Consider the following 19,642-nt stretch of genomic DNA (forward strand, 5'->3'; position numbering starts at 1 on the left):
TTTCTAAAAGCGAACTTTATGTATTGATTATAGCATAAATCAAAAAAAATTGCAACCGTTTAGTTTTCAAAGAAATAAAAAAGCAAGATTTTTCGAATCTTGCTTAATCTTTAAAGGTCAGAAGGGTAGTTATTTCCCAGATCCAGTGTTACCCAGACTTGATACCGGATGCTTGCCGCAGTTGTTATGGTCACTCCGTACTTTGCCATGGAGAAAGTCCTTCCAGGCCGCAAAGGAGCATCCTTGCAGCATTCTGTTTCTGGGGTGGAATCGATGAGTACTGTGCCAGTGGCGGTGTTTTCCAAATCCTTGCTTACCAAGCGGATGCCTAACCCCCCGACATAACCCTGAACATCGCTAGGGAACATGTCGTAATACGGCATCAAGGACCTGGTTTCTAAAACCATCACCTTATCTGACAAGGTTCCGTCCAGATTCCTTAGCTCAATGAATATTCCAGGCGGAGGCACGTTAGGACCTATGCCTTTACCCGGCCGAGACGGGGTCTGGATCAAAATCCTATGCCTGCCCCGAGACGAGACGACCGGATAACGCTGGGCAGGGCTAAGCCAGCCAAACTTTATGCGGTTAATGAGGTGATTCATGATCAAGCCAGTCCCCAACGAATCAGCATGATCTTTCTGAAGCAGAATCGGTCCGTTTTCAAACTGCTGGCCGTTGCTATGTTCCGCCTGGCCAAAGGAGTGGTTGAATTCATGAATAAGTGTATGCAGCCTATCCTGCAAATCTTCGTCGGTGCCGCTGGATGGAATCTGCATAAAAATATACACTACCCCGTTGGGGTCACCAAACACACCTACCTGAGCAGAAGCAGTTAAAGTACATGTCTCCATAGGAGCATACAGCAAAACTCTAAACTTGTAAGCAGTTTTGCTAAAACCCTGAGCCTCAGCAAGATCATCTGCCTGCATCCTCCAGGAATTCATCATTCCCTGAAAACAATCTTCGGGCCCGACAGTGATCGGTAGCCAAGGGGTAACATCCCCTTCTGGATCAATGACTCCCTTCAAGCCAAATTTCCAAAAAGATGAATTCCGGAAAAACATGTTAGCCGACATTACGTCCGTCATACCCCAACGCTTAATCTGCTGCGGCGTATAACTAGTGCTCGGAACGGCGCCTCGATGAGCCAACATAAACAGCGTATTCCTAAAGCCTAAAGTCGCCTGAGGCATTGTAAACGGAGTATTGGGGGCTACCGTAGGATTCTCGCCAATCGCAGACCTTTGTTGGATACTGCTTGTGGATTCTGCAGGCAGGGCATTTTGCTTTGCAGTTTTAGAAGATGCCTTAAGCTCATTCATCTCAAATAAGTCATCGGTTCCTCGCCCGGAAATAACAACCTCTTTGTTTAAGACTGCCGCAAAATCTGCACCGCTTTTGTCCGCAATATAAGTATGGCGAAAATTCTTTCCATCCCAATACTGAACGAAGTAGCGAATCTGCATGGGCATCTCACCGTAAGGTTCAATAATCTCCATGCGCAAAACTCCCGAGACTTGCCTGGTCGCATTTGCAGAAGCAATTAAGCTAAAACAAAATGCACCAACAACAATCATACCTGCAATAAAGGCAGGTAAATACATTCTAACCTTCATTTTTTTACCTCCTTTATAAAACAAATGAACTATTTTCTATCCAAAAAGTACCACAAATTCTTGATTTCGTCAATTAATCAATTTAGGGCGGTCTTTTATAATAAATAAAAAGCACCGCCTCTAGCGGTGCCTTTACGGTTCTCTTTATTTAAATTCGGTGAGGCTGAGGGTTACAACATTGTTGTTTGTTGTTGGATCAACTGCAAATGATGCCTGTAGCTGCTGCTTTTCCTTTCGGCCTAATACCATTTTTAAAGTTGGTTGATCCAAAGTGGTAAGAATTTCCCAACCATTGTTCTTTAGATAATTAGTGTAGAGGGTTAGGTTGGCAGTCAACGTCGCCTTGCTTTCGAACTGGCGGGTTGCATTGTAACGGCCATCAGTTTCGGTTGCATTAAAGTTTTGGGTGACCTTAGCACCCGCTTCCATCGGCAAATCCGCTGGGAACTTATTTGGCAAAGTGCCTTCTTCTACCTGTTGAATCTCTGCTGTCTTAGGAAGCTCTTCCTTCTCAGCTTCCTTAGAAACTGGATTCTTAGACAATTGAATTGCCACGAATAGTAATGCCAGCAAAGCCGCTATCATTACTACAAATTTGAAAACTGTACTATTTTCCATTTTTTTGTTTCGTTAGTTTGCTTTTCTTTATTATACCACAGAATGCGTGGTAAATAGTAAATTGAATAAATCCCGGCTTTAACGCTGTCTTTGCTTGGTGAGCTTTGCCTGCAGATATAAGCGCGAAGGCGAAAGGCTTAATTCGGGAGCATTGCGCTTTGGCTTGTTTATCAACTGGGAATACTCGGAAGACCCGCCACTGTTTCTGGCCGAAGGGGTATATTCAACTCGGCCTTTCCCCACCTTAATGCCTACGCGAACGTCGTTGATAACGATCCCTGCGGGCAGAGGTCGGGTTTGGTAATAGAGCCATAAACAATCTGGGGTTTTCTTGCGATCCTTAGGGACAACATTTTTAGTAGACCCTCCCCCGGAAGAAACCCATGGAGTCCACGCTACAGCCGTGCGCTCGGAAGTACAGCCAGAACCTCTTTCTGCAGTAGCCAAGCCGATCCGAAAGTCTTCATTATAAATACTTGAACCAATGGCGATCGAACCCACTTCTCCTGGATCAAAGAAAATGGCAGCACAGTCTGGGTTCTTGGTGTTATCATCCGTTGCCATTACCGAACCCCCAGGCGTAACCAAAGCAGAATTCCTTTCCTGGCTGGTGCAATATTCATCCATCATTCCAATAGCAAAACCTTTTGGCGCATTTACAGGACTACTGGCTGCTCCCGATATCCGAGGAACGAGACTTTTTTCGGTGATAGCATAGCCAGCCGTCGCGATCAGAGCCAAGCAAGCTAGCCCTAAAACAATTAAGTTTAATTTTGGTTTCATGAACTTTTATTAGTTGTCTTAAATATAACAAAAATCTCGTCCCAATCAAAATGGAACGAGATTTAAATTTAAGCTTTAACTTCTTCTGCAGGAGTTTCTGCAGTAACTTCTGGAGTTTCTGGAGTTGCAGTTTCTGGGGCAGGAACTTCGGTAGGTACTTCTGGAGCAGCTTCTGGAGTGGTTTCGGCTGGTGTTTCGGAAGCAGTTTCAGTTACTGATTCTGCTGCATCGGTGGATTCACCTGCATCGCCGCCTTCGGCCGCTTCTGCTGCCGGAGCTTCTGCTGCCGGAGCTTCTTCGGCTACAGCCTCTACTGGCTTCTTAGGAACAGTGAAAGCTTTCTTCTTATCTGCTTTTAAAATATCCTTAGTCACAAACAGGTTATGAACAGTTTCAGAGAGTTCTACATGCTGATCATTCATCCAGTAGTTGAGGCGCTCCTGATCGCGGATAGTCAATTCTTTGTTATGAGGATTATAAGAACCAATAACCTCTACAAATTGTTTTTGGTTAGCAGCGGTTTTCTGCGCCAACACAACCTTATACATAGGAGTGTTGCGCTTACCGCCGCGCTGTAAACGAATAGTTAACATTGAAAATATAAAATGATAATTAAAGTGTTTTTACTATATTATCCGATACCTGTAGCGGGTTTGACGGCCCCGCATGGGTTGCGCAAATAAGTAAAATGACTTCAATAGTCTACCATCCAAAGGCGATCCCGTCAAGGCTTATAATTAATAAACACCGGCTCTTGCCGGTGCTTATTTTGCATATACTGTAGCTTGATCCATCTTAATAGACAGCAGCTGAGACACGCCGTCGTCACCCATTGTCACGCCATAAAGGATATTTGCCTGCGCCATAGTTTCTCTATTGTGAGTGATGGTAATGAACTGAGTTGAATCGGAGAGCTTTCCCAAAATTTGCCCGAAGCGGATTGTGTTCGCCTCATCCAAAGCCGCATCAACTTCATCCAATACGACGAACGGAGATGGGAAACATGTCAGAAGACTACAGAGCAAAGCAATAGAAGTTAAAGAACGCTCACCGCCAGACAAAGACTGAATCGAAGAGAGCTTCTTGCCCGGTGGAGTCGCTTTAATATCTACACCAGCAATAGCCAAAGAGCCCTTTTCATACTTGGCCACAATTTTTTCCTCCGGTCGTAAATGCGCGTCTTTTGCTTCTTGCGCTTCTTCGAGTGCTTCTTCTTTGGCTAGTTCTGCCTCGGCTTCGGTATCGTTGTCGTGAGATTTTACTAACGCCAAGTGAGCCCGGCCGCCATTAAACAAAATTCTGAAGTATTGTTCGAACTGATCGTTAACCTTATGGAACGCGGTATTAAACTTGCTCTTAATGTGCTCATCTAATTCGTCCATCACTTTGCGCAAATCATCCATACTCTTATGCAAGTCGTTAACCTGGATTTCCAAGTTAGTAAAACGGCTTTCGGTCTCATGGTATTCCTGAATCGTCAGCTCGTCCACTCCCCCAATAGACTCGATCTGTTTTTTAAGCCTTAAAATTTTATCTTGCAAACTAGAATCCGTACTGGCGATTTTAGATTGTTTAATTTGTGTGAACCGTTCTTGTCCAAGCTGAGTGATAATCTCTGCTGTTATAGCTTCGGCCTGGGTTTCGTAGCGGGCCTTTTCTACCTGCAGCTTGCTTTCCCCATCGCGCACAGCGCCCAGCTCATCCTGCTGCCTGCGGAAGTTCTTATCTTCTTCTGCAATAGCTGCTTTCCAATTAGATTCGGCTTTATAAATTTCATTAAGCTGCTTTTCGAGCTCCTCCTGCTCTTGGCTCTTGGCTTCAACTTTATCCTGCAGCTTCTTTTCCTCTTCCATCAAATCGGTGGCAAAACTTTCGGAAGAAGAGGAAGAGGCTTTTTTAAGCTCTAAGTCCACTTGTAACTTTTGATTTTGCAGGGATGCCAGCTGGCTGGTCAAAAATTCGCGGCTTAACTGAGATTTGGATTGAGCCAAAGACAGCTTGCTTAATTCTTCTTGCAGGCTATCTTTCTTTTTGGATAACTCTTGCAATTCCTGCTGCAGCTGAATTAATTTCTGGCTAGGATTGATAATGGCATCATGGGTGACTTTACGGAAATTATCCCAGGAAGAAGCTAAGTCTGTTACCGCATTCAAAACCGGCGATAATTCGGAAGCCTGTTCCAAAATCCCTTGAAAAGACTTAAAACTTTTATCAAAGCTTTCCACTTCTTTACCTACCACCACCCAATCTGCCCCAGCCGGGTTGTGCAATGTTTCCTGCAGATATGTAATTTTACTACTAATCTCTTCTACAAGTTTGGTTTGTGCCACGATTTGGTTCTGCGAGTGGACAAAGTCGGTTTCTGCTTTCTGCAGCTGCGCTTCTAGTTCTTTAATACGCTGTGTGATTTTATGGCTTTCAATGTTTAAGCTTTCAGTGTCGCCGCTGCCGGTCTGCATGCTGGTCATCTTACCGCGCACTAAGCTAACCTGCTCTAACAGAGCATTCTTTTCATTTTGGATAATTTGAATCCGCTCTTGCAGTTTTTTGTAGTCGCTCAAGGCCTGCTCGTTGTCCTTTTCATGTTCTTCTATTTTCGCCAAATGGCCAGACATCTGCTGCTCAACTTTAGCTCTCTGCCCTCCTAGCTCCTGCAGCTTAGAATTTAAACCATCGATTTGATCGTTAAGCGCCCACCATTGTGTTCCCAGGTGTTCTTCTAAATAAGTTTTAAGCTCTGTCTCGATTTCGGCTCGCGCTTCCATGCGCTTAGCCTGGCGGCGCAAGCTCTTTACGCGCGGCTCTAACTCTTTTAACAAATCCTCAGCGCGCATTAAATTCTGAGCGGTCTGCTCCAAGCGGCGCAAAGTGCGCTCGCGCTTTAAGTAATATGTTTTTACGCCGCTGGCTTCGTCAATTAAGTTTTTTATTTCCGACGGACCAGCCAAAATCATTTGGTCAATCGTGCCTTGACCGATAACCGTGTACCGGGAGGTGCCGATATTGCTTCGCAGTACCAAATCCACAATATCTAACAAGCGGACGCGGGCACCATTTATTAAATATTCGCTTTCCCCGCTGCGGGTAATGCGGCGGCCTATTGAAACTTCGGCAGCGTCTAAAGGAATCTTGTGATCGCGATTATCAAAGGTAGCAAACACTTCGGCAAATCCTGCCCGCCCTTTTTTATCGCTCCCGGCAAAGATTACGTCTTCACTCTTCTTGCCGCGCATCAGCTTGGCGCTTTGTTCACCAAGCACCCAGCGCAAACAATCAGCGGTATTAGATTTACCGCTGCCGTTTGGGCCTACAATGGCAGTGATGCCTTGGCCAAATTCTAAAGTTGTCTTTTTTGCAAAGGATTTAAAACCTTGTATTTCTAACCGTTTGAGGTACATAACTTGTTTAATTATAACATACGGTGCTATTTAACATTGTCGGTCCTATCTTTTGCAATAAACAAAAACGACCCCTTATTTTAGGAGTCGTCTTTGTGAACTTTGTGTTTGTTTGGTTACTCGGAGATCGATCTAAACTCAGATTACCAACGGGCGAAGCATGCGTCAACGCCAGTTATCCCCATTGAGTCATTAAGCTCCCAAATTTTTGAGGGCGTTCTCAGCAGCAGCAATCTCTGCCTCTTGCTTGCTGGGTCCTTGGCCGCGGCCGATCTCTTTTTGCCCCTGATAGCTGGCTACTACAAATACCTTATCGTGGTCAGGACCACTTTCCGATACAACTCCATAAGTTGGAGTTACGCCATGCTTATCTTGTACTAATTCCTGAAGCTGACTTTTGGGATCTAGATACTTCTGGCCGGAAATAATTCCCGGTAGCTCTATTAAAACTTCCTTTTCAATAAATACCTGGCTCGGTTCGTATCCCAGATCCAAATACAATGCGCCAATTAAAGCTTCGATGGCATTAGCAAGAATAACCTGGCGAGCGCGGCCGGTATCTTTGGCTTCGCCCCGGGACATAAGTAGGTATTCTTCCAACCCCATGCGCTTAGCTATAGCTGATAGCATTTTATAATTCACCAAAGCGCTGCGAAAATTGGTTAATTCTCCTTCTGGATGATCGTAGTTCTTGTACAAATGTTCTGTGGCGACCAATTCCAACACTGCGTCCCCCAAAAACTCTAAGCGCTCGTTATGAGGAAGCTCAAAGCTGCGATGTTCGTTTAAATACGAACGGTGGGTAAAAGCAGAAATATATAATTCTAGCTGCTTGGGAGCAAAACCGGTAATGGCCTGTACATCTTTGCTAGTTAACATGAAAAATTCTATTAATGGTGGGCGGTACAGGAGTCGAACCTGTGACATTCACAACGTCAATGTGACGCTCTACCAACTGAGCTAACCGCCCCCGGATCCTTAACATGAAGCAAGAATCCCTGATATTTTAATATAAATTCACGCTCTTGTCCATTTATTGGTTTCAGCAGGCTATCGAAGAATACAATCATAGCTACATTGAAGAATATATTATTTACAATGAGCCAACCTAAGAAGATTATCACTGCCCCAATGTAAAACAGGCCTTGCCAGTCCTGAGTCATAAAACTCTCGTGCAGAATCGGAATGCTCGACAAAGCCTGTGGCAAAGCCCATATTATTAGACTCCCCATCGAAATCGCTATCATAAAGATAAAAGTCAAAATCACTGTCAAACCAAGAGTAGGTTTGAGCTTCTTAACCAGAAGCTCGATCGCCAAATTGGATGCTTTGGAAAAATTCTGCTCATACCAAAACACAAACAACACAACCAGCATATTCCATAACGAGATTATTACCAATGCAAGCAGCAGGCAAACTACGAGTACAATCGATTTTATAAAATTCTGCCCTGAATGCAGCTGGTAGTAGCTAAATAAGCCCAAGATGCTCGTAGTTAAAGCCATCGTGATTAAGCTGGCCAAATACACCCTCCATAATATCGCTCCTCGGCTAAGCAGCTTTAAAACCGAGCTTACGGAGTTATCAAAGCTGCCCTTTCGGATACGATTGCATAAAAAACATTTCGCTTCATCCTGGCCATGCAAGCTATTATGAACCTCGAGAAAAAACCATAGCTTTAAAAAAATCACAATGAATAAACCAGCGCCCAATAATACAGCTCCGGCAAGGCCAAGCACTATTGGATGGCTCCCCGCCAAGTTTGCATAAACCTTAGCAATAAACCCATTGCTCTTTAGCCAAGACAGCAAGTACCACCAGTGCAGGTTAAACCCAGAAGACAAAAAAATCCCCAAAGCCCACAACCTTGGCTGGGTTGTAGTGACAGAAAGGGATTTTTTTAGAATCTGACCGTAAGACATAAGCAGCAGTCTCGTAAATTTATTTTAACCAAGTCTCGCGTCAAGAAGATTTTAGGCAGGAATAGACTCGCTTGGAGCCTGCTCAGAACCGACTTCGGGAATTTCTGTAAACTCCGGGGTCTTCCTTTTATTAGGAGGGATAATATCCTTAACAATTTCTTCAAACTGTTCCTTTTCCAAAGTCTCTTCTTTTACTAATCGGTCAGCAATAGTGTCTAAGTAAGAACGGTATTTAGTCATGAGTTCGGTTGCCCGCTGTTCTGCCTCGCGCATAATGCGGCGGACTTCATCATCAATTTTTTGCGCTACAGATTCGCTATAATTTTTTTGCTCGCCAAGATCGCGGCCAAGAAATACATTGCTATGCTGTTCACCTAAAGTTACGGGACCAAGCTCATCGCTCATGCCGTATTGAGTGACCAGATTTCTCGCCATGTTGGTAGCAACTTTTAAATCATTGCTGGCGCCGGTAGTAAGCTCTCCATAGACCAATTTTTCTGCCGCATAACCGCCAAGCAGTGCTGCGATTTCGTCCAAAAAACCGGATTTGGTATGTAGGTGCTTGTCTTCCGTTGGAAGCTTCATAGTATAGCCCAAGGCACGGCCGCGGGATAATACAGTAACTTTATGAACCGGGTCAGACTCCGGAAGAACTGCGCCTACTAAAGCGTGCCCGCCTTCATGGTAGGCAGTGCGCTTTTTCTCCGATTCGCTCAGAAGATGGCTCTTGCGAGAAGGGCCCAGCATAACTTTTTCTATAGCTTCTTTGAGTTCGCCGGTGTCAATTTCTTTCTTATTGGCGCGGGCGGCTAAAATAGCTGCCTCATTGATAACATTCGCCAAATCTGCACCGGAAAAGCCTGGAGTGCGTTCTGCTACCGAACGAAGATCAACATTCTTCGCCATCGGCTTGTTTTTAGAATGGACTTTCAAAATAGCTTCGCGGTCATTAATGTCCGGCAAGTCTAACATGACTTGTCGGTCAAAACGCCCAGGGCGAAGCAAAGCCGGGTCTAGCACATCCGGACGGTTAGTAGCTGCGACTACAATGACATTGGTATCAGTCTCAAAACCATCCATCTCTACCAGAATCTGGTTTAGAGTCTGTTCGCGTTCATCGTGGCCGCCGCCAAGGCCTGCGCCGCGCTGGCGACCAACGGCATCAATTTCATCGATAAAGACAATACAAGGAGCATTGCGCTTTGCTTTTTTGAACAAGTCACGGACACGGCTCGCACCGACACCCACGAACATTTCCACGAATTCAGAACCGGAAATATGGAAAAAAGGAACATTTGCTTCTCCGGCAACCGCGCGAGCCAATAGTGTCTTACCAACACCAGGGCTTCCAAGCAATAAAACGCCCTTAGGAATCTTTGCACCAAGCGCCAGAAACTTTTGTGGGAATTTTAAGAACTCTACAACTTCCTGCAATTCTTCTTTGGCTTCACTAGAACCCGCCACATCGGTGAAGCGGACTTTATTCTTCATCTCATCAGAAAGCTTTACCGAGGATTGGCCAAATGTGAGTGCTCTGTTATTAGAGCCCTGGACTTGGCGCATTAAAAAGTAAATAAACAGAGCAATTAAGATGAAAGGAATCAAAAATGGCAAGATTGTTCCAGCCAATACAGTAGCAAATGAGCTGTTCTTAAATTCAACTTTCACTTTCCCGATCTGATCTGCAGTCACGCCGCTGTCGATAAAGTACTGGGGAATTTCGGTATTTACACCAATCGCCGAAGATAGCTTGGTGTCACTGTCTTTAATCTGAGCAGTCAGGGTTCCTGGGCCGACAACAATCTGATCAACCTTCTCTTCCTTAATCAAACTTGTAACTTCGGACAGAGGTACTTCGCGCACTTTATCGTCATTCATAAAGGCTGCGATCCCTACAGATACAATCAGGAAAACTATTAAAACTAAAATAATATTTTTGACAATCTTACCCATAAAATAATTTAATGATGGTGCCGGGGAGAGGACTTGAACCTCCACGGTATTGCTACCGCCAGCTCCTAAGGCTGGTGCGTCTGCCAATTTCGCCACCCCGGCAAGCTAATAAAATTTAATAACCAGTAGCTACTACTGGTTATATATTATACTAACATTTTCAGTTTTTTCAAATACCCATAAGTTAACAATTGGGCTATTTATTGGTCAAATAATTGGTCAAAGCTTGAACCACCGCAAAGGATACAACGACTATCACCAAACCGATTAAAGCGTTAACCAAGGTCTTACGGCCGCTCTTTGCCTGGTCTTCATTGCCGCGTGCTGTCATAAACAGATAACCGCCGTAAATGATCATTATCACCGCTACTATCCCAGCTAAAGATAATAAAGTAGAAATAACTTGGGTAGCCAGACCGCCTAATGTTCCTTTGCCGGCGACCCCTTCGGAGTTACCGAAAGGATTATCTGGAATACACAATGGGCCTTTGGATGTGAAACCGCTTGGACAATCGCCGGTTCCAGCTGTATTAGAGCTCTGAGGTTTAGTTCCGCCTGTATTGCCGGTTCCGGTTCCTGTATTCCCCGTCCCAGTGCCAGTTCCGGTTCCGGTTCCAGTGCTACCACCGGTAATGCTGTTTTTGTTAACGAGCTTAATGTCTTCGTAAGTACTTGGATCTGCCTCGTAAACACTACAGTTGGTTTTACCTGTTCGGTCTACTGCATTAAAAATTCCAAAGTCCTGTTCCTTTGGCAAATAAGCTACACATACGCCCTGAAAAGTAGTCGGAACTTGAGACGGTGCAATCTCCTTAACATCTTTCGCTGTCGAGCACTTACCGGCGGAGTCTGGCCAGCTAACCGCGAATGTTTTGGTATTTAAACAAAACTTCGACACATATTGTACCAGAGCCTCAGACCTGTGAGCAGGCACCGCACTGAAGATCAATGCAAAGATAGATACTAAAACCAAGCTGGCTAACTTCATACTATCTCTCATCTATTAAGAATCTATAGGCTACTTGAACAATAACAAACGAAAGAACGACAATCGCTAACCCTATCAAGGCGTTCACCAAAGTGGTTCGTCCCTTCTTTGCCTGGGCCTCGTCACCTCGAGCGGTGATATAGTAGTATCCTCCAATGATTATAAAGAGTACAGAAATAATTGCCGCGAGATACAACGCATAATCGATTATGGTCTTAGCTAAGCTCTGGGGAGTCGCGCCTTTGTCCACGACTGTCTCTGGAAAAACCTCTTTAATATCATTCAAGCCGTCCTGGACTCTGTTCCCCGAAGAGGAAGTAGGTGTAGCTGCCCGCTGTGCATCGGCAGCAGTGATTGGCATCCAGCCGAACACAACGACTGTTACCAAAGTAAGAAACATGTGAAGCAATACTTTTTTCATATTGTTGTTTAAAATAATTCCGGAGGGAAAATCATATAATTTTGCCCCCGGAATTATCCCGCATATCAATTCAACCTAAAGGAAAAATCTGAATGCGGGAAAAACTTTAGCTTCCAAAAATGCCACCGCCGCTGCTGTCGCCAGAAACGAAGCGGTAAACGATTTGAACAATAACGTAAGACAGTACGATAATAACCACACCGATCAATGCATTGAAGATTGCGGTACGGCCAGCTTTAGCTCCTTCTTCATTACCACCGGCGAGAATGTATCGGAAACCACCGTAAATTAAGAAGATAACTGCCAAGATAAAGGCAATTGCTAACGCCCAGTTGATTACAGTCACAAAGATTTCTGCCAAACCGCCTTCATTACAGCGGATACCAGTTTCTTCTGGACAATCATCAACGAAATCATCTACTAATTGCGCATGACCTACTTGAGGGGCCATCATTAATAACGGCATCAAAGCAATACCGATAGCAGCAATTGCCTGAACAATTGTAGTTAAATTTAAGTTCTTTAATATTTGTTTCAAATTTCTCACCACCCTTCTGCTTGAGCTTTTAAACTCATATCGCAAAGTGCGAGTTACTGAGATTCTGGCCAATAAATCGGCTGGAATTCATTAACCTTATTGTACTATACAGATCGCGATTAGAAAAGCTGATTGTCAACAATCAAATTTACAACGATGGTAACTATGGCTGTCGCAATGATTGCCAAGGCCACGCCTCCCAACGTATACATCATCACAGTCTTAGCTTTCTTGATCTGCGCATCGTTGCCGCGGCCGGTCATATACAAATATCCGCCGTAGATCATGGCTAAAACTGCCCCGATACCGACTACAAAATAAAGCCAGTAAACGATCTTTTTGTAAACCGCACCTTCGTCGCAATACTTTGGTAGTTCCTTTAGACGGTCTCCGCCGAAACCAGTGCTATATTCATCAATCTGATTCTGCAAACCTTCGCACCCCCAGCTGTCTACATCATTGCCAGGAGCCGGCGTGGGTGCAGATTGAGCCAAAGCAGATTGGAACAGATTAACTTTCGACGCGCCAATAAAAGCAACAGCTCCGATCAAAATTGTCAGTAATAACAAAAATTTTAGTTTCATATATTATCTTGCAATAACTCGTTCTATTATCGCCACAATACTAAATGACATTAAGCATACAATCAACCCGCCGATCGCCCACATCACTGCCTTCTTGCCGTTCGTTAAGCGAGTCTCATTGCCCGAAGACGTAACCATTTGGAAGCCCCCCCAAATAATCACTGCAACTGCTATCATCGCTGCAAGCATCAGTAAAATATTGATGATGCGAATAATCAACTCGGGCACCGAATCAAATTCCAATGGATTAGAAAATGTGCCAAGTACAGCATCAAAATCTCCGCCGATCACCTTAACAGAAGAGTCGACGTCAGCACCTCCCCCGCCGGTACCAGAACCGTCGTCATTACCATTGCCGTCTCCGCTGCCGCCGTCGTCATCATCACCGGTACCTCCACCCCCGCCGCCACCTTCTTGCGGACCTTTGCCGATTTTCAACTTTACAGTTCTTTCCTGATATACGCTAGAGAAGTCATTGGAACCCAAAGTGTTGTTAGTCTGAAATTTAATGGTATAGTTGCCATTGCCGATACCTAAATTATTTCGCAAGTAAACACTCTTTTCTGTAGAACCCTGGTTTAGAACGAAGTTATCTGTATTATTGCTCCAGGAATAGGTAAAGCGAGCATTCTTCCCACAAGGATGAAAACCTAAAGAGCTGGCAGGGACTTTAACATGAACCTGAACCTCGGTGCTTAAATCATCAACCCTTAAATCGATAGAGCCCGTAGGGGCATTAGGATGATAAAGCTTAAAGTCGGCCTGACAGTTGGATTGGGCAAATATCTTGGTTGGTACTAGCATAGCCGAACCAACATACAGCGCAGCGATAAAGGCAATAATAAATTTATTCAACATATTTTATAGTAAGGACTGAATGATATTGACCAAAGCAAAAGCACTCACAGCCACCACTAAGCCGATGACTGCCCAGGTCAAAGTAGCCTTTGCAGATTTGATCCTCGATTCATTACCCTGATTGAAGATCAGCATAACTCCTGCGTAGATAATGACTATAGTAGATACCATGGCAATTATCATTAGCAACCAATTGATAAGCTTCGCGACTAAATCAGAAACATCTCCGCTATTGGAAGGGTTTTTAATGCTTAAAGAACCTTCCCAGTCGACACCATCATAAGTGCGAGCAACATAGCCAGAACCTTCCTGAGGCTTGGTAGTGGAGGTAGCTGGAGGCTTTACAGTAGAAGTGGCGAGGTCCTTCGGCTTTGGCGGTTCGACCGCGAGCACTTGGACAGGTGCCAACAAATAAATACTGAAAGAAAGTAATATCAAAATTTTCTTAAGTACTCTCATGATATTAATCAGAATTAATATATTCTCTCGGATTACTGAGGATCAAGCCCCCATTGCGAATACCAATATTAAGCGAACCTGCAAGAAGGGAGTTAACCAAAACAAACGCAATTGCAACCAACACTAACCCACCCACTGCTCCTCCCAGCTTTCTTTTTGCTGCTGTGAGCTTAGATTGGTCGCCGCCGTTGAACTGAGAAATGATGATCTGAACCCCTGAGATAATAATAAATAAAACGGCAACCAAGCCCGCCATCGTAATAAGGTAATTGATGATAATTACCATTGCTCTAAACAGATGAGTGACATTGCATGGAGTATCTACAGTATTACCGCAAATTACAAAACCCGACCGGCCGGATTCATCTACATCTTCTCCGGTGTCTTTATCTAAGTTTCCAGGCGGTGGCGTGCCTTCGCCTCCTTGAGGTTTATCCGGAGCCCGATAATTATCTTTTATTGCCTTAATCACCGCGGCGCTTGCGCCGGCATCTGTTAAGGCCTTTTCGTCGGCGGAGGTCGGCTTAAAGTCGACTCCAGACTTGTTAATTTGCTTGATCAGTTCTGCTGCTGGCGGCTTCTTTTCTTTAACCATAGTCAGGACTTTTGACTTAGTCAAAGCCGTACCTGTGTAAGCCTTGCCGGAAGCTTCTTGAACTTTTGCACCGCCATCCTGCGCTTGAGCCAGCACGTCGCGCGCTGTTCCGGAAGAAATTATTAAAGCAAAAATTAAACACACCGCGGTTAACCCCGCTAGCAGAAAAGGCCCGAAACGGCTCTTTAACTTATCATTAATGTACTTCATTAAAATAACCTCCCTTGCACCAAGGCGGACGCCTGGCTCTGAGCTCGGCTTAAGCTGCTATTAACGCTTTGGTTTTTAAACAGAATATTATTTATAGCTTCTCCTATTAATTCATCAAACTTTTCTTCGCTCACTTTATAAAAAGATTTAGCAGTAAGGTTTGCATGGGCGAAGACACCGATGTCCAAATCCTGGGTTTGCAGTTCTATCAAATCGCGGCGGGAGGATGGCTGCTTATCTTTGGCGTAATAGGCATCCAAGGCCTGCTTGCTGGTTGCAAATTTTAAGAAGTCCCAAGCATCTGCACTATTTTTACTTTGCTTGCTGACTACTTCTCCAAAATAGCTGGCAAAATTCACGTTGGGTTGAGATAGATCAAACTGTGGTACCGGTGCGACATCATAATTTAAGTTTGGAGCCTTTGCATCAATTTGAGACCTAGTATAACTATAGCCATACAAAAACGCTGCGCGACCATTGGCAAAAGCATCTACCGAATAATCACTTTCCGAATTCCAGGTATAGTTCTGGCTGGACGGATTGGCAAACGAAGTATAAAACTCCATAGCTTCCACACCCGGATTAACGCTACGTCCATTACGCTGGACACTAGACGCAAAGCGCGGCGTACGACCGTCATTGGACCAAGGAACAGTGCCAGACTGGAGCATTAACAGGTACACAATATCCACTCCCCGGTTAACATTGTCATGTGTCCCCATTGCTACACCGCTGCGGTCAAAGTAGCCCTGAGAATTTTGGCTAGAAATTTTTCTCGAATCACGCGCCAGTTCATCCCAGCTTTTGGGCGGGGTGGCAATACCGGCAGTCCCTAATATATCCTTGTTGTAGTACAAGGCCAGAGAATCAACCCACATAGCAGTGCCGTAAATTTTATCGGCGCGGATAAAATCTGTACTGACCACGTCAACAAAGCCATCTCTATACTCTTTCATCGTATAAAGCTTATCCGGCGCTGGGGTAACTTTATCTAAATATTCCGGCAGCCAAGTATTATTGATAGAAAAAATATCCGGACCGGATCCGCTCGCTAATGCATTCAGAAGATCGCTTTCGTAGTTTTCGATGTTTTTCTTAGTGTACTCGATCGTAACATTCGGCTTAACTTTTTTGTAGGCCTGAATAAGTGTATTCATCTTGTCGCTGTCAACAAAAGGCTTCCAGATACGAAGCGTTACCTTGCCTGCCTTCTGATTGCCGCCGCCGCAGCCGGCAGAAACCAAAACTAAACAACCTATCACCAAGGCGAAGGTAAATTTTTTAAAAACAGAGTTTTGATTTTTTTTCATTTTTGTTTCTTTTATTTTAAATCACTTCGAAGGCTTTTTTACACCTTTAGATTTTTCAAGAACTCTGCAAATTCATCATGCAAATCGTCATGCTTTAAACCAAATTCCACAACGGCTTTGATGTATTCCAGCTTGTTGCCACAGTCGTAATACTTGCCATCTTTAACTTCTATCGCATAGCAGTCCTTATTCTGTTCTAATAAGACCTTAACTCCGTCTACATAAACCAGTTCGCCTGGGGTATTTTGCTGTTCATAACGGCGCATTGCTTCTTCCAAAGCAGGAAAATAATCGGAGGTAAACAGCATTCCAGAGACCACGGCACAATGGTCATTTTCCATCGGTTTTCCCGGTTTTTCTATAATTTCTTCTATTTTTAAAGCATTTTCCCCGACTTTCGTACCGGCAGCATAGCCATATCTCTTATAATCATCAGGGTTTTTGGCATCCAAGCCAGCCAAAATGGCGCTTCCGCCGTGCTGTTCATATGCCCTGATCAGCTGCTGACTGCGGCTAGGGCTGGCTTCAAAAACATCATCCCCCCATAGCACCAAAAATGGCTCATCGCCTATAATATGGCGTGCATTCCAGATAGGAGTCGCATTGCCCAGGGGTCCTTTTTGGCGAACATAATAGAAATTAGCCATTTCTGCAATTCGGCGAATTTCTTCTAGTTGTTCGTGCTTTCCGCCCTCTTCTAAACGTTTTTCTAACTCAAACGGGTAGTCAAAATGGTCTTCAATATTGCGCTTGTGCCACCCTGTGACTAAAATGATATCTTCGATACCGGCAGAGACAGCGTCTTCCACCACATATTGAATGATTGGTTTGTCCACTAAAGGCAACATTTCTTTTGGCTGCGCTTTGGTAGCAGGCAAGAATCTGGTTCCGAACCCAGCAACAGGAATTACGGCTTTTCTAACTTTTTTGTGCATATAGTGGTATTATAGCACAACCTAAATGGAATTATTTATACGATATTGTAAACTTTCTGCCAAATGGCTCGATTGAATATCTCTACTCTCCTCCAAATCGGCAACCGTACGGGCAACCTTCAATAATCGGTTTATTGCCCGGCCAGATAAGTTGAACTGATCAGCTGCCTTTTGCAATAACTGTTCGCTGTCTGAATCAAGTCTGCAAAACTTTTTGATCTCGTCGCCATTCATCTCGCTATTTGTTTTTATGCCCCCGAACCGACGTTGCTGAACACTCCAAGCTTTCTCGACCAATCTTCTCATCTCTGCCGAAGTAATTTGGTTATCACTGATACTAAACTCTTCGTATTTTAACCGTGCAACTGTTAAATGCAGATCAATTCTATCCAACAACGGACCAGAAATTTTTTTATTGTAACGGAGAACATCTACAACCCGGCAACTGCATACTAACTTTGCATCGCCATAATTTCCGCAATGACAAGGATTCTGAGCAGTAACCAAAATGAATTTGGCCGGAAAGGTTACAGTACTCCTCGCCCGCGTAATGGTAATACTTCCATCCTCCAACGGCTGGCGCAAAACTTCTAACGCATTCCTATCAAATTCGGGCAGTTCGTCCAAAAACAAAACACCATTATGAGCCAAACTTATTTCGCCGGGCCGTGGTTTGGCTCCGCCTCCTATTAATGACAGCATCGACGCAGTATGATGCGGCGATCGAAACGGACGGAAACGCATTCTATTGCTACTCTTGCCAGCCAAACTATGCAAATTTGCAGTTTCTATAACTTCCTCATCAGTAAGCTTAGGAAGTATCCCTGCTAGAGCCCTAGCAAGCATAGTTTTACCACTGCCCGGAGGGCCGACCATCTTGATGTTATGAAAACCGCTAGCGGCAATTAGCAAAGCTCGCTTAGCAATGCTTTGCCCGGCGATTTTTCCAAAGTCGATTTCTGACTCTAAACGAATTTCTTCTTCCTCATTTAAGCTCGGGGCGTGTAACTCTGCACCATGCACCAAATGATTTATAACTTCTTTTAAATTTTGAACAGCATATACTTTTACACCCTTAACCAAACAGGCTTCGTGATAATTTTCTAAAGGAACGTAAACCTCGCTTAAAGATTGCTGCTTGGCAGCCAAAACCATGGAAAGCACTGCTGTACCTTTGCGTATCCGACCGTCTAGCGATAGCTCGCCAATAAACATTTTACCCGATGGCTCAAAGACTATTATGCCGCTGGCCAGCAGTATGGATAAACATATAGGCAGATCAAAATGACTACCGACTTTTGGAATGTCCCCCGGAGCAAGGTTCACAGATATCCTAGTGGCTGGATAATCATAGCCGGAATTTTTTATTGCCGACCTTACTCTTTCCCGACTCTCTTGCACTACTGTGTCAAGCAGTCCCACTATGATAGTTGCCGGCAAACCGTTGCTGACGTCAGTTTCTATTTCCACCAGCTTCGCATAATACCCATCGGGAGTTGCAGTCAAAATTTTCTGAATCATAAAACCAGCATAACTGCTGGCTGCTCAAAGTCATATCAATTTTATAAAAGCATTTGTTAAATTTTTTCTGAATTTGTTTTCGAGACGACAACTAATATTGCTCCCAGGAAAATATAGATATCTGCCAAATTCAAAACTCCATTAAGGACAAAGATGTAATCTGTCACATAGCCAAAATAAATTCGTTCGGCTAAGTTTGCCACTCCGCCGGAGATAATTAATCCGAAACCAAGTTTAGACAAGTTACTGAGCTTGTTCCAATAACGGATTAAATAATAGGTCATAAACCCGAAGACCAAGAAGTACAAACTGTAAATTACTGCGAGAGGAATATTTATGCTGAACGCAAATTTTTCGTTATAAAAAATTTTCTTATTGGAGTTTTTCACCAGTACTCTTACTACTTGTGTTAGAACGATAAACCCGATCGAGCTTATTAGCCATGAATAAAAACCGGGCGACGATTCACGCCTTCCGGTCAATTCAGAATTAGTTTGAGTAACTTCTTCGTTCACGAAAAATTAAAGTGCCTTGTCTGCCCACGGGATGGCACGCAAGCGTTCTTCAGAAATTTGATTGCCTTCATCATCTGTGCCATAAGTACCATCTTCGATCTTCTGCAAAGCTTTGGCAATCTTTTCTAAGTCAGAAGTAATGCGCTCCGACATATCGCGGTTAACATCATCCAATTGGACTTCCGTAGCGTTTTCATCCAAGTCGTCGCCAATTTCGGAGTGGCCGCTCATGGCCGCTAAGTCGTTTTTTAAAGTTTCCTGCTCAGCCAATAGGCTAGCTTTCATTTCTGTAATAAAATCTTGAGATAACATAACTATTCATTAATTACTTCTTCATTATACAAGCAAGTAGATATATCGCCAAATCTCATTTCAGCGCATTTTGGGAAATAAAAAAGCGCCCCATCATGGGCCC

At 44.1% G+C, this 19,642-nt stretch carries 20 protein-coding genes and 2 tRNA genes; all 22 read right to left on the reverse strand.

Annotation, left to right across the window (positions count from 1 at the left end; translation table 11 throughout):
* Nucleotides 1-110: 110 nt before the first annotated feature.
* Nucleotides 111-1,619 carry a hypothetical protein gene (locus IPM19_04420; protein ID QQS22841.1) on the reverse strand — a complete coding sequence of 503 codons (1,509 nt, stop codon included), beginning with the start codon at nt 1,617-1,619 and terminating at the stop codon, nt 111-113.
* Nucleotides 1,620-1,763: 144 nt separating this feature from the next.
* Complete coding sequence (locus IPM19_04425) at nt 1,764-2,237, reverse strand: hypothetical protein (GenBank protein ID QQS22842.1); 474 nt, start codon at nt 2,235-2,237, stop codon at nt 1,764-1,766.
* A 78-nt stretch (nt 2,238-2,315) separates the two neighbouring features.
* Nucleotides 2,316-3,020: a hypothetical protein gene (locus IPM19_04430; protein ID QQS22843.1), complete on the reverse strand. Its 705-nt coding sequence runs from the start codon at nt 3,018-3,020 to the stop codon at nt 2,316-2,318.
* A 68-nt stretch (nt 3,021-3,088) separates the two neighbouring features.
* Entirely contained in the window at nt 3,089-3,613 is a 525-nt protein-coding gene (rpsP, locus tag IPM19_04435) for a 30S ribosomal protein S16 (GenBank protein QQS22844.1), read from the reverse strand.
* Nucleotides 3,614-3,784: 171 nt separating this feature from the next.
* Nucleotides 3,785-6,418 (reverse strand): AAA family ATPase, encoded by a 2,634-nt coding sequence (locus tag IPM19_04440; GenBank protein ID QQS22845.1) that lies wholly within the window; start codon nt 6,416-6,418, stop codon nt 3,785-3,787.
* 192 nt (nt 6,419-6,610) lie between these two features.
* Nucleotides 6,611-7,297 (reverse strand): ribonuclease III, encoded by a 687-nt coding sequence (gene rnc, locus IPM19_04445; GenBank protein QQS22846.1) that lies wholly within the window; start codon nt 7,295-7,297, stop codon nt 6,611-6,613.
* A 15-nt stretch (nt 7,298-7,312) separates the two neighbouring features.
* A tRNA-Val gene (locus IPM19_04450) sits at nt 7,313-7,388 on the reverse strand.
* Nucleotides 7,354-8,340 carry a hypothetical protein gene (locus IPM19_04455; protein QQS22847.1) on the reverse strand — a complete coding sequence of 329 codons (987 nt, stop codon included), beginning with the start codon at nt 8,338-8,340 and terminating at the stop codon, nt 7,354-7,356. The genes IPM19_04450 and IPM19_04455 overlap by 35 nt, the downstream gene beginning before the upstream one ends.
* Nucleotides 8,341-8,391: 51 nt before the next feature.
* On the reverse strand, nt 8,392-10,293 hold the full coding sequence (gene ftsH, locus IPM19_04460) for an ATP-dependent zinc metalloprotease FtsH (protein QQS22848.1): 1,902 nt from the start codon (nt 10,291-10,293) through the stop codon (nt 8,392-8,394).
* A 15-nt stretch (nt 10,294-10,308) separates the two neighbouring features.
* Nucleotides 10,309-10,395 (reverse strand) — tRNA-Leu (locus IPM19_04465).
* A 94-nt stretch (nt 10,396-10,489) separates the two neighbouring features.
* Nucleotides 10,490-11,281 (reverse strand): hypothetical protein, encoded by a 792-nt coding sequence (locus IPM19_04470; protein ID QQS22849.1) that lies wholly within the window; start codon nt 11,279-11,281, stop codon nt 10,490-10,492.
* Between the two features lies 1 nt (nt 11,282).
* Nucleotides 11,283-11,702: a hypothetical protein gene (locus IPM19_04475; protein ID QQS22850.1), complete on the reverse strand. Its 420-nt coding sequence runs from the start codon at nt 11,700-11,702 to the stop codon at nt 11,283-11,285.
* Between the two features lie 106 nt (nt 11,703-11,808).
* Nucleotides 11,809-12,240, reverse strand: a complete 432-nt coding sequence (locus IPM19_04480) for a hypothetical protein (protein QQS22851.1) — start codon at nt 12,238-12,240, stop codon at nt 11,809-11,811.
* Nucleotides 12,241-12,359: 119 nt separating this feature from the next.
* Entirely contained in the window at nt 12,360-12,824 is a 465-nt protein-coding gene (locus tag IPM19_04485; GenBank protein ID QQS22852.1) for a hypothetical protein, read from the reverse strand.
* Nucleotides 12,825-12,827: 3 nt separating this feature from the next.
* The gene (locus tag IPM19_04490) at nt 12,828-13,682 is read right to left on the reverse strand and encodes a hypothetical protein (protein QQS22853.1); all 855 of its coding nucleotides are present in this window, start codon (nt 13,680-13,682) and stop codon (nt 12,828-12,830) included.
* Nucleotides 13,683-13,685: 3 nt separating this feature from the next.
* Nucleotides 13,686-14,141 (reverse strand): hypothetical protein, encoded by a 456-nt coding sequence (locus tag IPM19_04495; GenBank protein QQS22854.1) that lies wholly within the window; start codon nt 14,139-14,141, stop codon nt 13,686-13,688.
* A gap of 4 nt (nt 14,142-14,145) precedes the next feature.
* Nucleotides 14,146-14,946, reverse strand: a complete 801-nt coding sequence (locus IPM19_04500) for a hypothetical protein (protein ID QQS22855.1) — start codon at nt 14,944-14,946, stop codon at nt 14,146-14,148.
* On the reverse strand, nt 14,946-16,256 hold the full coding sequence (locus IPM19_04505; GenBank protein ID QQS22856.1) for an extracellular solute-binding protein: 1,311 nt from the start codon (nt 16,254-16,256) through the stop codon (nt 14,946-14,948). The genes IPM19_04500 and IPM19_04505 overlap by 1 nt, the downstream gene beginning before the upstream one ends.
* Nucleotides 16,257-16,294: 38 nt before the next feature.
* Nucleotides 16,295-17,191: an NTP transferase domain-containing protein gene (locus tag IPM19_04510; protein ID QQS22857.1), complete on the reverse strand. Its 897-nt coding sequence runs from the start codon at nt 17,189-17,191 to the stop codon at nt 16,295-16,297.
* 21 nt (nt 17,192-17,212) lie between these two features.
* A complete protein-coding gene (locus tag IPM19_04515; GenBank protein ID QQS22858.1) occupies nt 17,213-18,712 on the reverse strand; it encodes a YifB family Mg chelatase-like AAA ATPase in 1,500 nt (499 codons plus the stop codon).
* A 56-nt stretch (nt 18,713-18,768) separates the two neighbouring features.
* Complete coding sequence (locus tag IPM19_04520; protein QQS22859.1) at nt 18,769-19,227, reverse strand: signal peptidase II; 459 nt, start codon at nt 19,225-19,227, stop codon at nt 18,769-18,771.
* Between the two features lie 6 nt (nt 19,228-19,233).
* Nucleotides 19,234-19,539 (reverse strand): hypothetical protein, encoded by a 306-nt coding sequence (locus tag IPM19_04525; protein QQS22860.1) that lies wholly within the window; start codon nt 19,537-19,539, stop codon nt 19,234-19,236.
* Nucleotides 19,540-19,642 lie beyond the last annotated feature (103 nt).

Source organism: bacterium (assembly GCA_016699995.1).
GTDB lineage: Bacteria > Patescibacteriota > Doudnabacteria > UBA920 > UBA920 > UBA920.

Bases quoted from the DNA above. Each gene is read 5' to 3' on its own strand.
- IPM19_04420 (QQS22841.1), bottom strand. From the start codon at position 1,619: ATGAAGGTTAGAATGTATTTACCTGCCTTTATTGCAGGTATGATTGTT.
- IPM19_04425 (QQS22842.1), bottom strand. From the start codon at position 2,237: ATGGAAAATAGTACAGTTTTCAAATTTGTAGTAATGATAGCGGCTTTG.
- IPM19_04430 (QQS22843.1), bottom strand. From the start codon at position 3,020: ATGAAACCAAAATTAAACTTAATTGTTTTAGGGCTAGCTTGCTTGGCT.
- rpsP (QQS22844.1), bottom strand. From the start codon at position 3,613: ATGTTAACTATTCGTTTACAGCGCGGCGGTAAGCGCAACACTCCTATG.
- IPM19_04440 (QQS22845.1), bottom strand. From the start codon at position 6,418: ATGTACCTCAAACGGTTAGAAATACAAGGTTTTAAATCCTTTGCAAAA.
- rnc (QQS22846.1), bottom strand. From the start codon at position 7,297: ATGTTAACTAGCAAAGATGTACAGGCCATTACCGGTTTTGCTCCCAAG.
- IPM19_04455 (QQS22847.1), bottom strand. From the start codon at position 8,340: ATGTCTTACGGTCAGATTCTAAAAAAATCCCTTTCTGTCACTACAACC.
- ftsH (QQS22848.1), bottom strand. From the start codon at position 10,293: ATGGGTAAGATTGTCAAAAATATTATTTTAGTTTTAATAGTTTTCCTG.
- IPM19_04470 (QQS22849.1), bottom strand. From the start codon at position 11,281: ATGAAGTTAGCCAGCTTGGTTTTAGTATCTATCTTTGCATTGATCTTC.
- IPM19_04475 (QQS22850.1), bottom strand. From the start codon at position 11,702: ATGAAAAAAGTATTGCTTCACATGTTTCTTACTTTGGTAACAGTCGTT.
- IPM19_04485 (QQS22852.1), bottom strand. From the start codon at position 12,824: ATGAAACTAAAATTTTTGTTATTACTGACAATTTTGATCGGAGCTGTT.
- IPM19_04490 (QQS22853.1), bottom strand. From the start codon at position 13,682: ATGTTGAATAAATTTATTATTGCCTTTATCGCTGCGCTGTATGTTGGT.
- IPM19_04495 (QQS22854.1), bottom strand. From the start codon at position 14,141: ATGAGAGTACTTAAGAAAATTTTGATATTACTTTCTTTCAGTATTTAT.
- IPM19_04500 (QQS22855.1), bottom strand. From the start codon at position 14,946: ATGAAGTACATTAATGATAAGTTAAAGAGCCGTTTCGGGCCTTTTCTG.
- IPM19_04505 (QQS22856.1), bottom strand. From the start codon at position 16,256: ATGAAAAAAAATCAAAACTCTGTTTTTAAAAAATTTACCTTCGCCTTG.
- IPM19_04510 (QQS22857.1), bottom strand. From the start codon at position 17,191: ATGCACAAAAAAGTTAGAAAAGCCGTAATTCCTGTTGCTGGGTTCGGA.
- IPM19_04515 (QQS22858.1), bottom strand. From the start codon at position 18,712: ATGATTCAGAAAATTTTGACTGCAACTCCCGATGGGTATTATGCGAAG.
- IPM19_04525 (QQS22860.1), bottom strand. From the start codon at position 19,539: ATGTTATCTCAAGATTTTATTACAGAAATGAAAGCTAGCCTATTGGCT.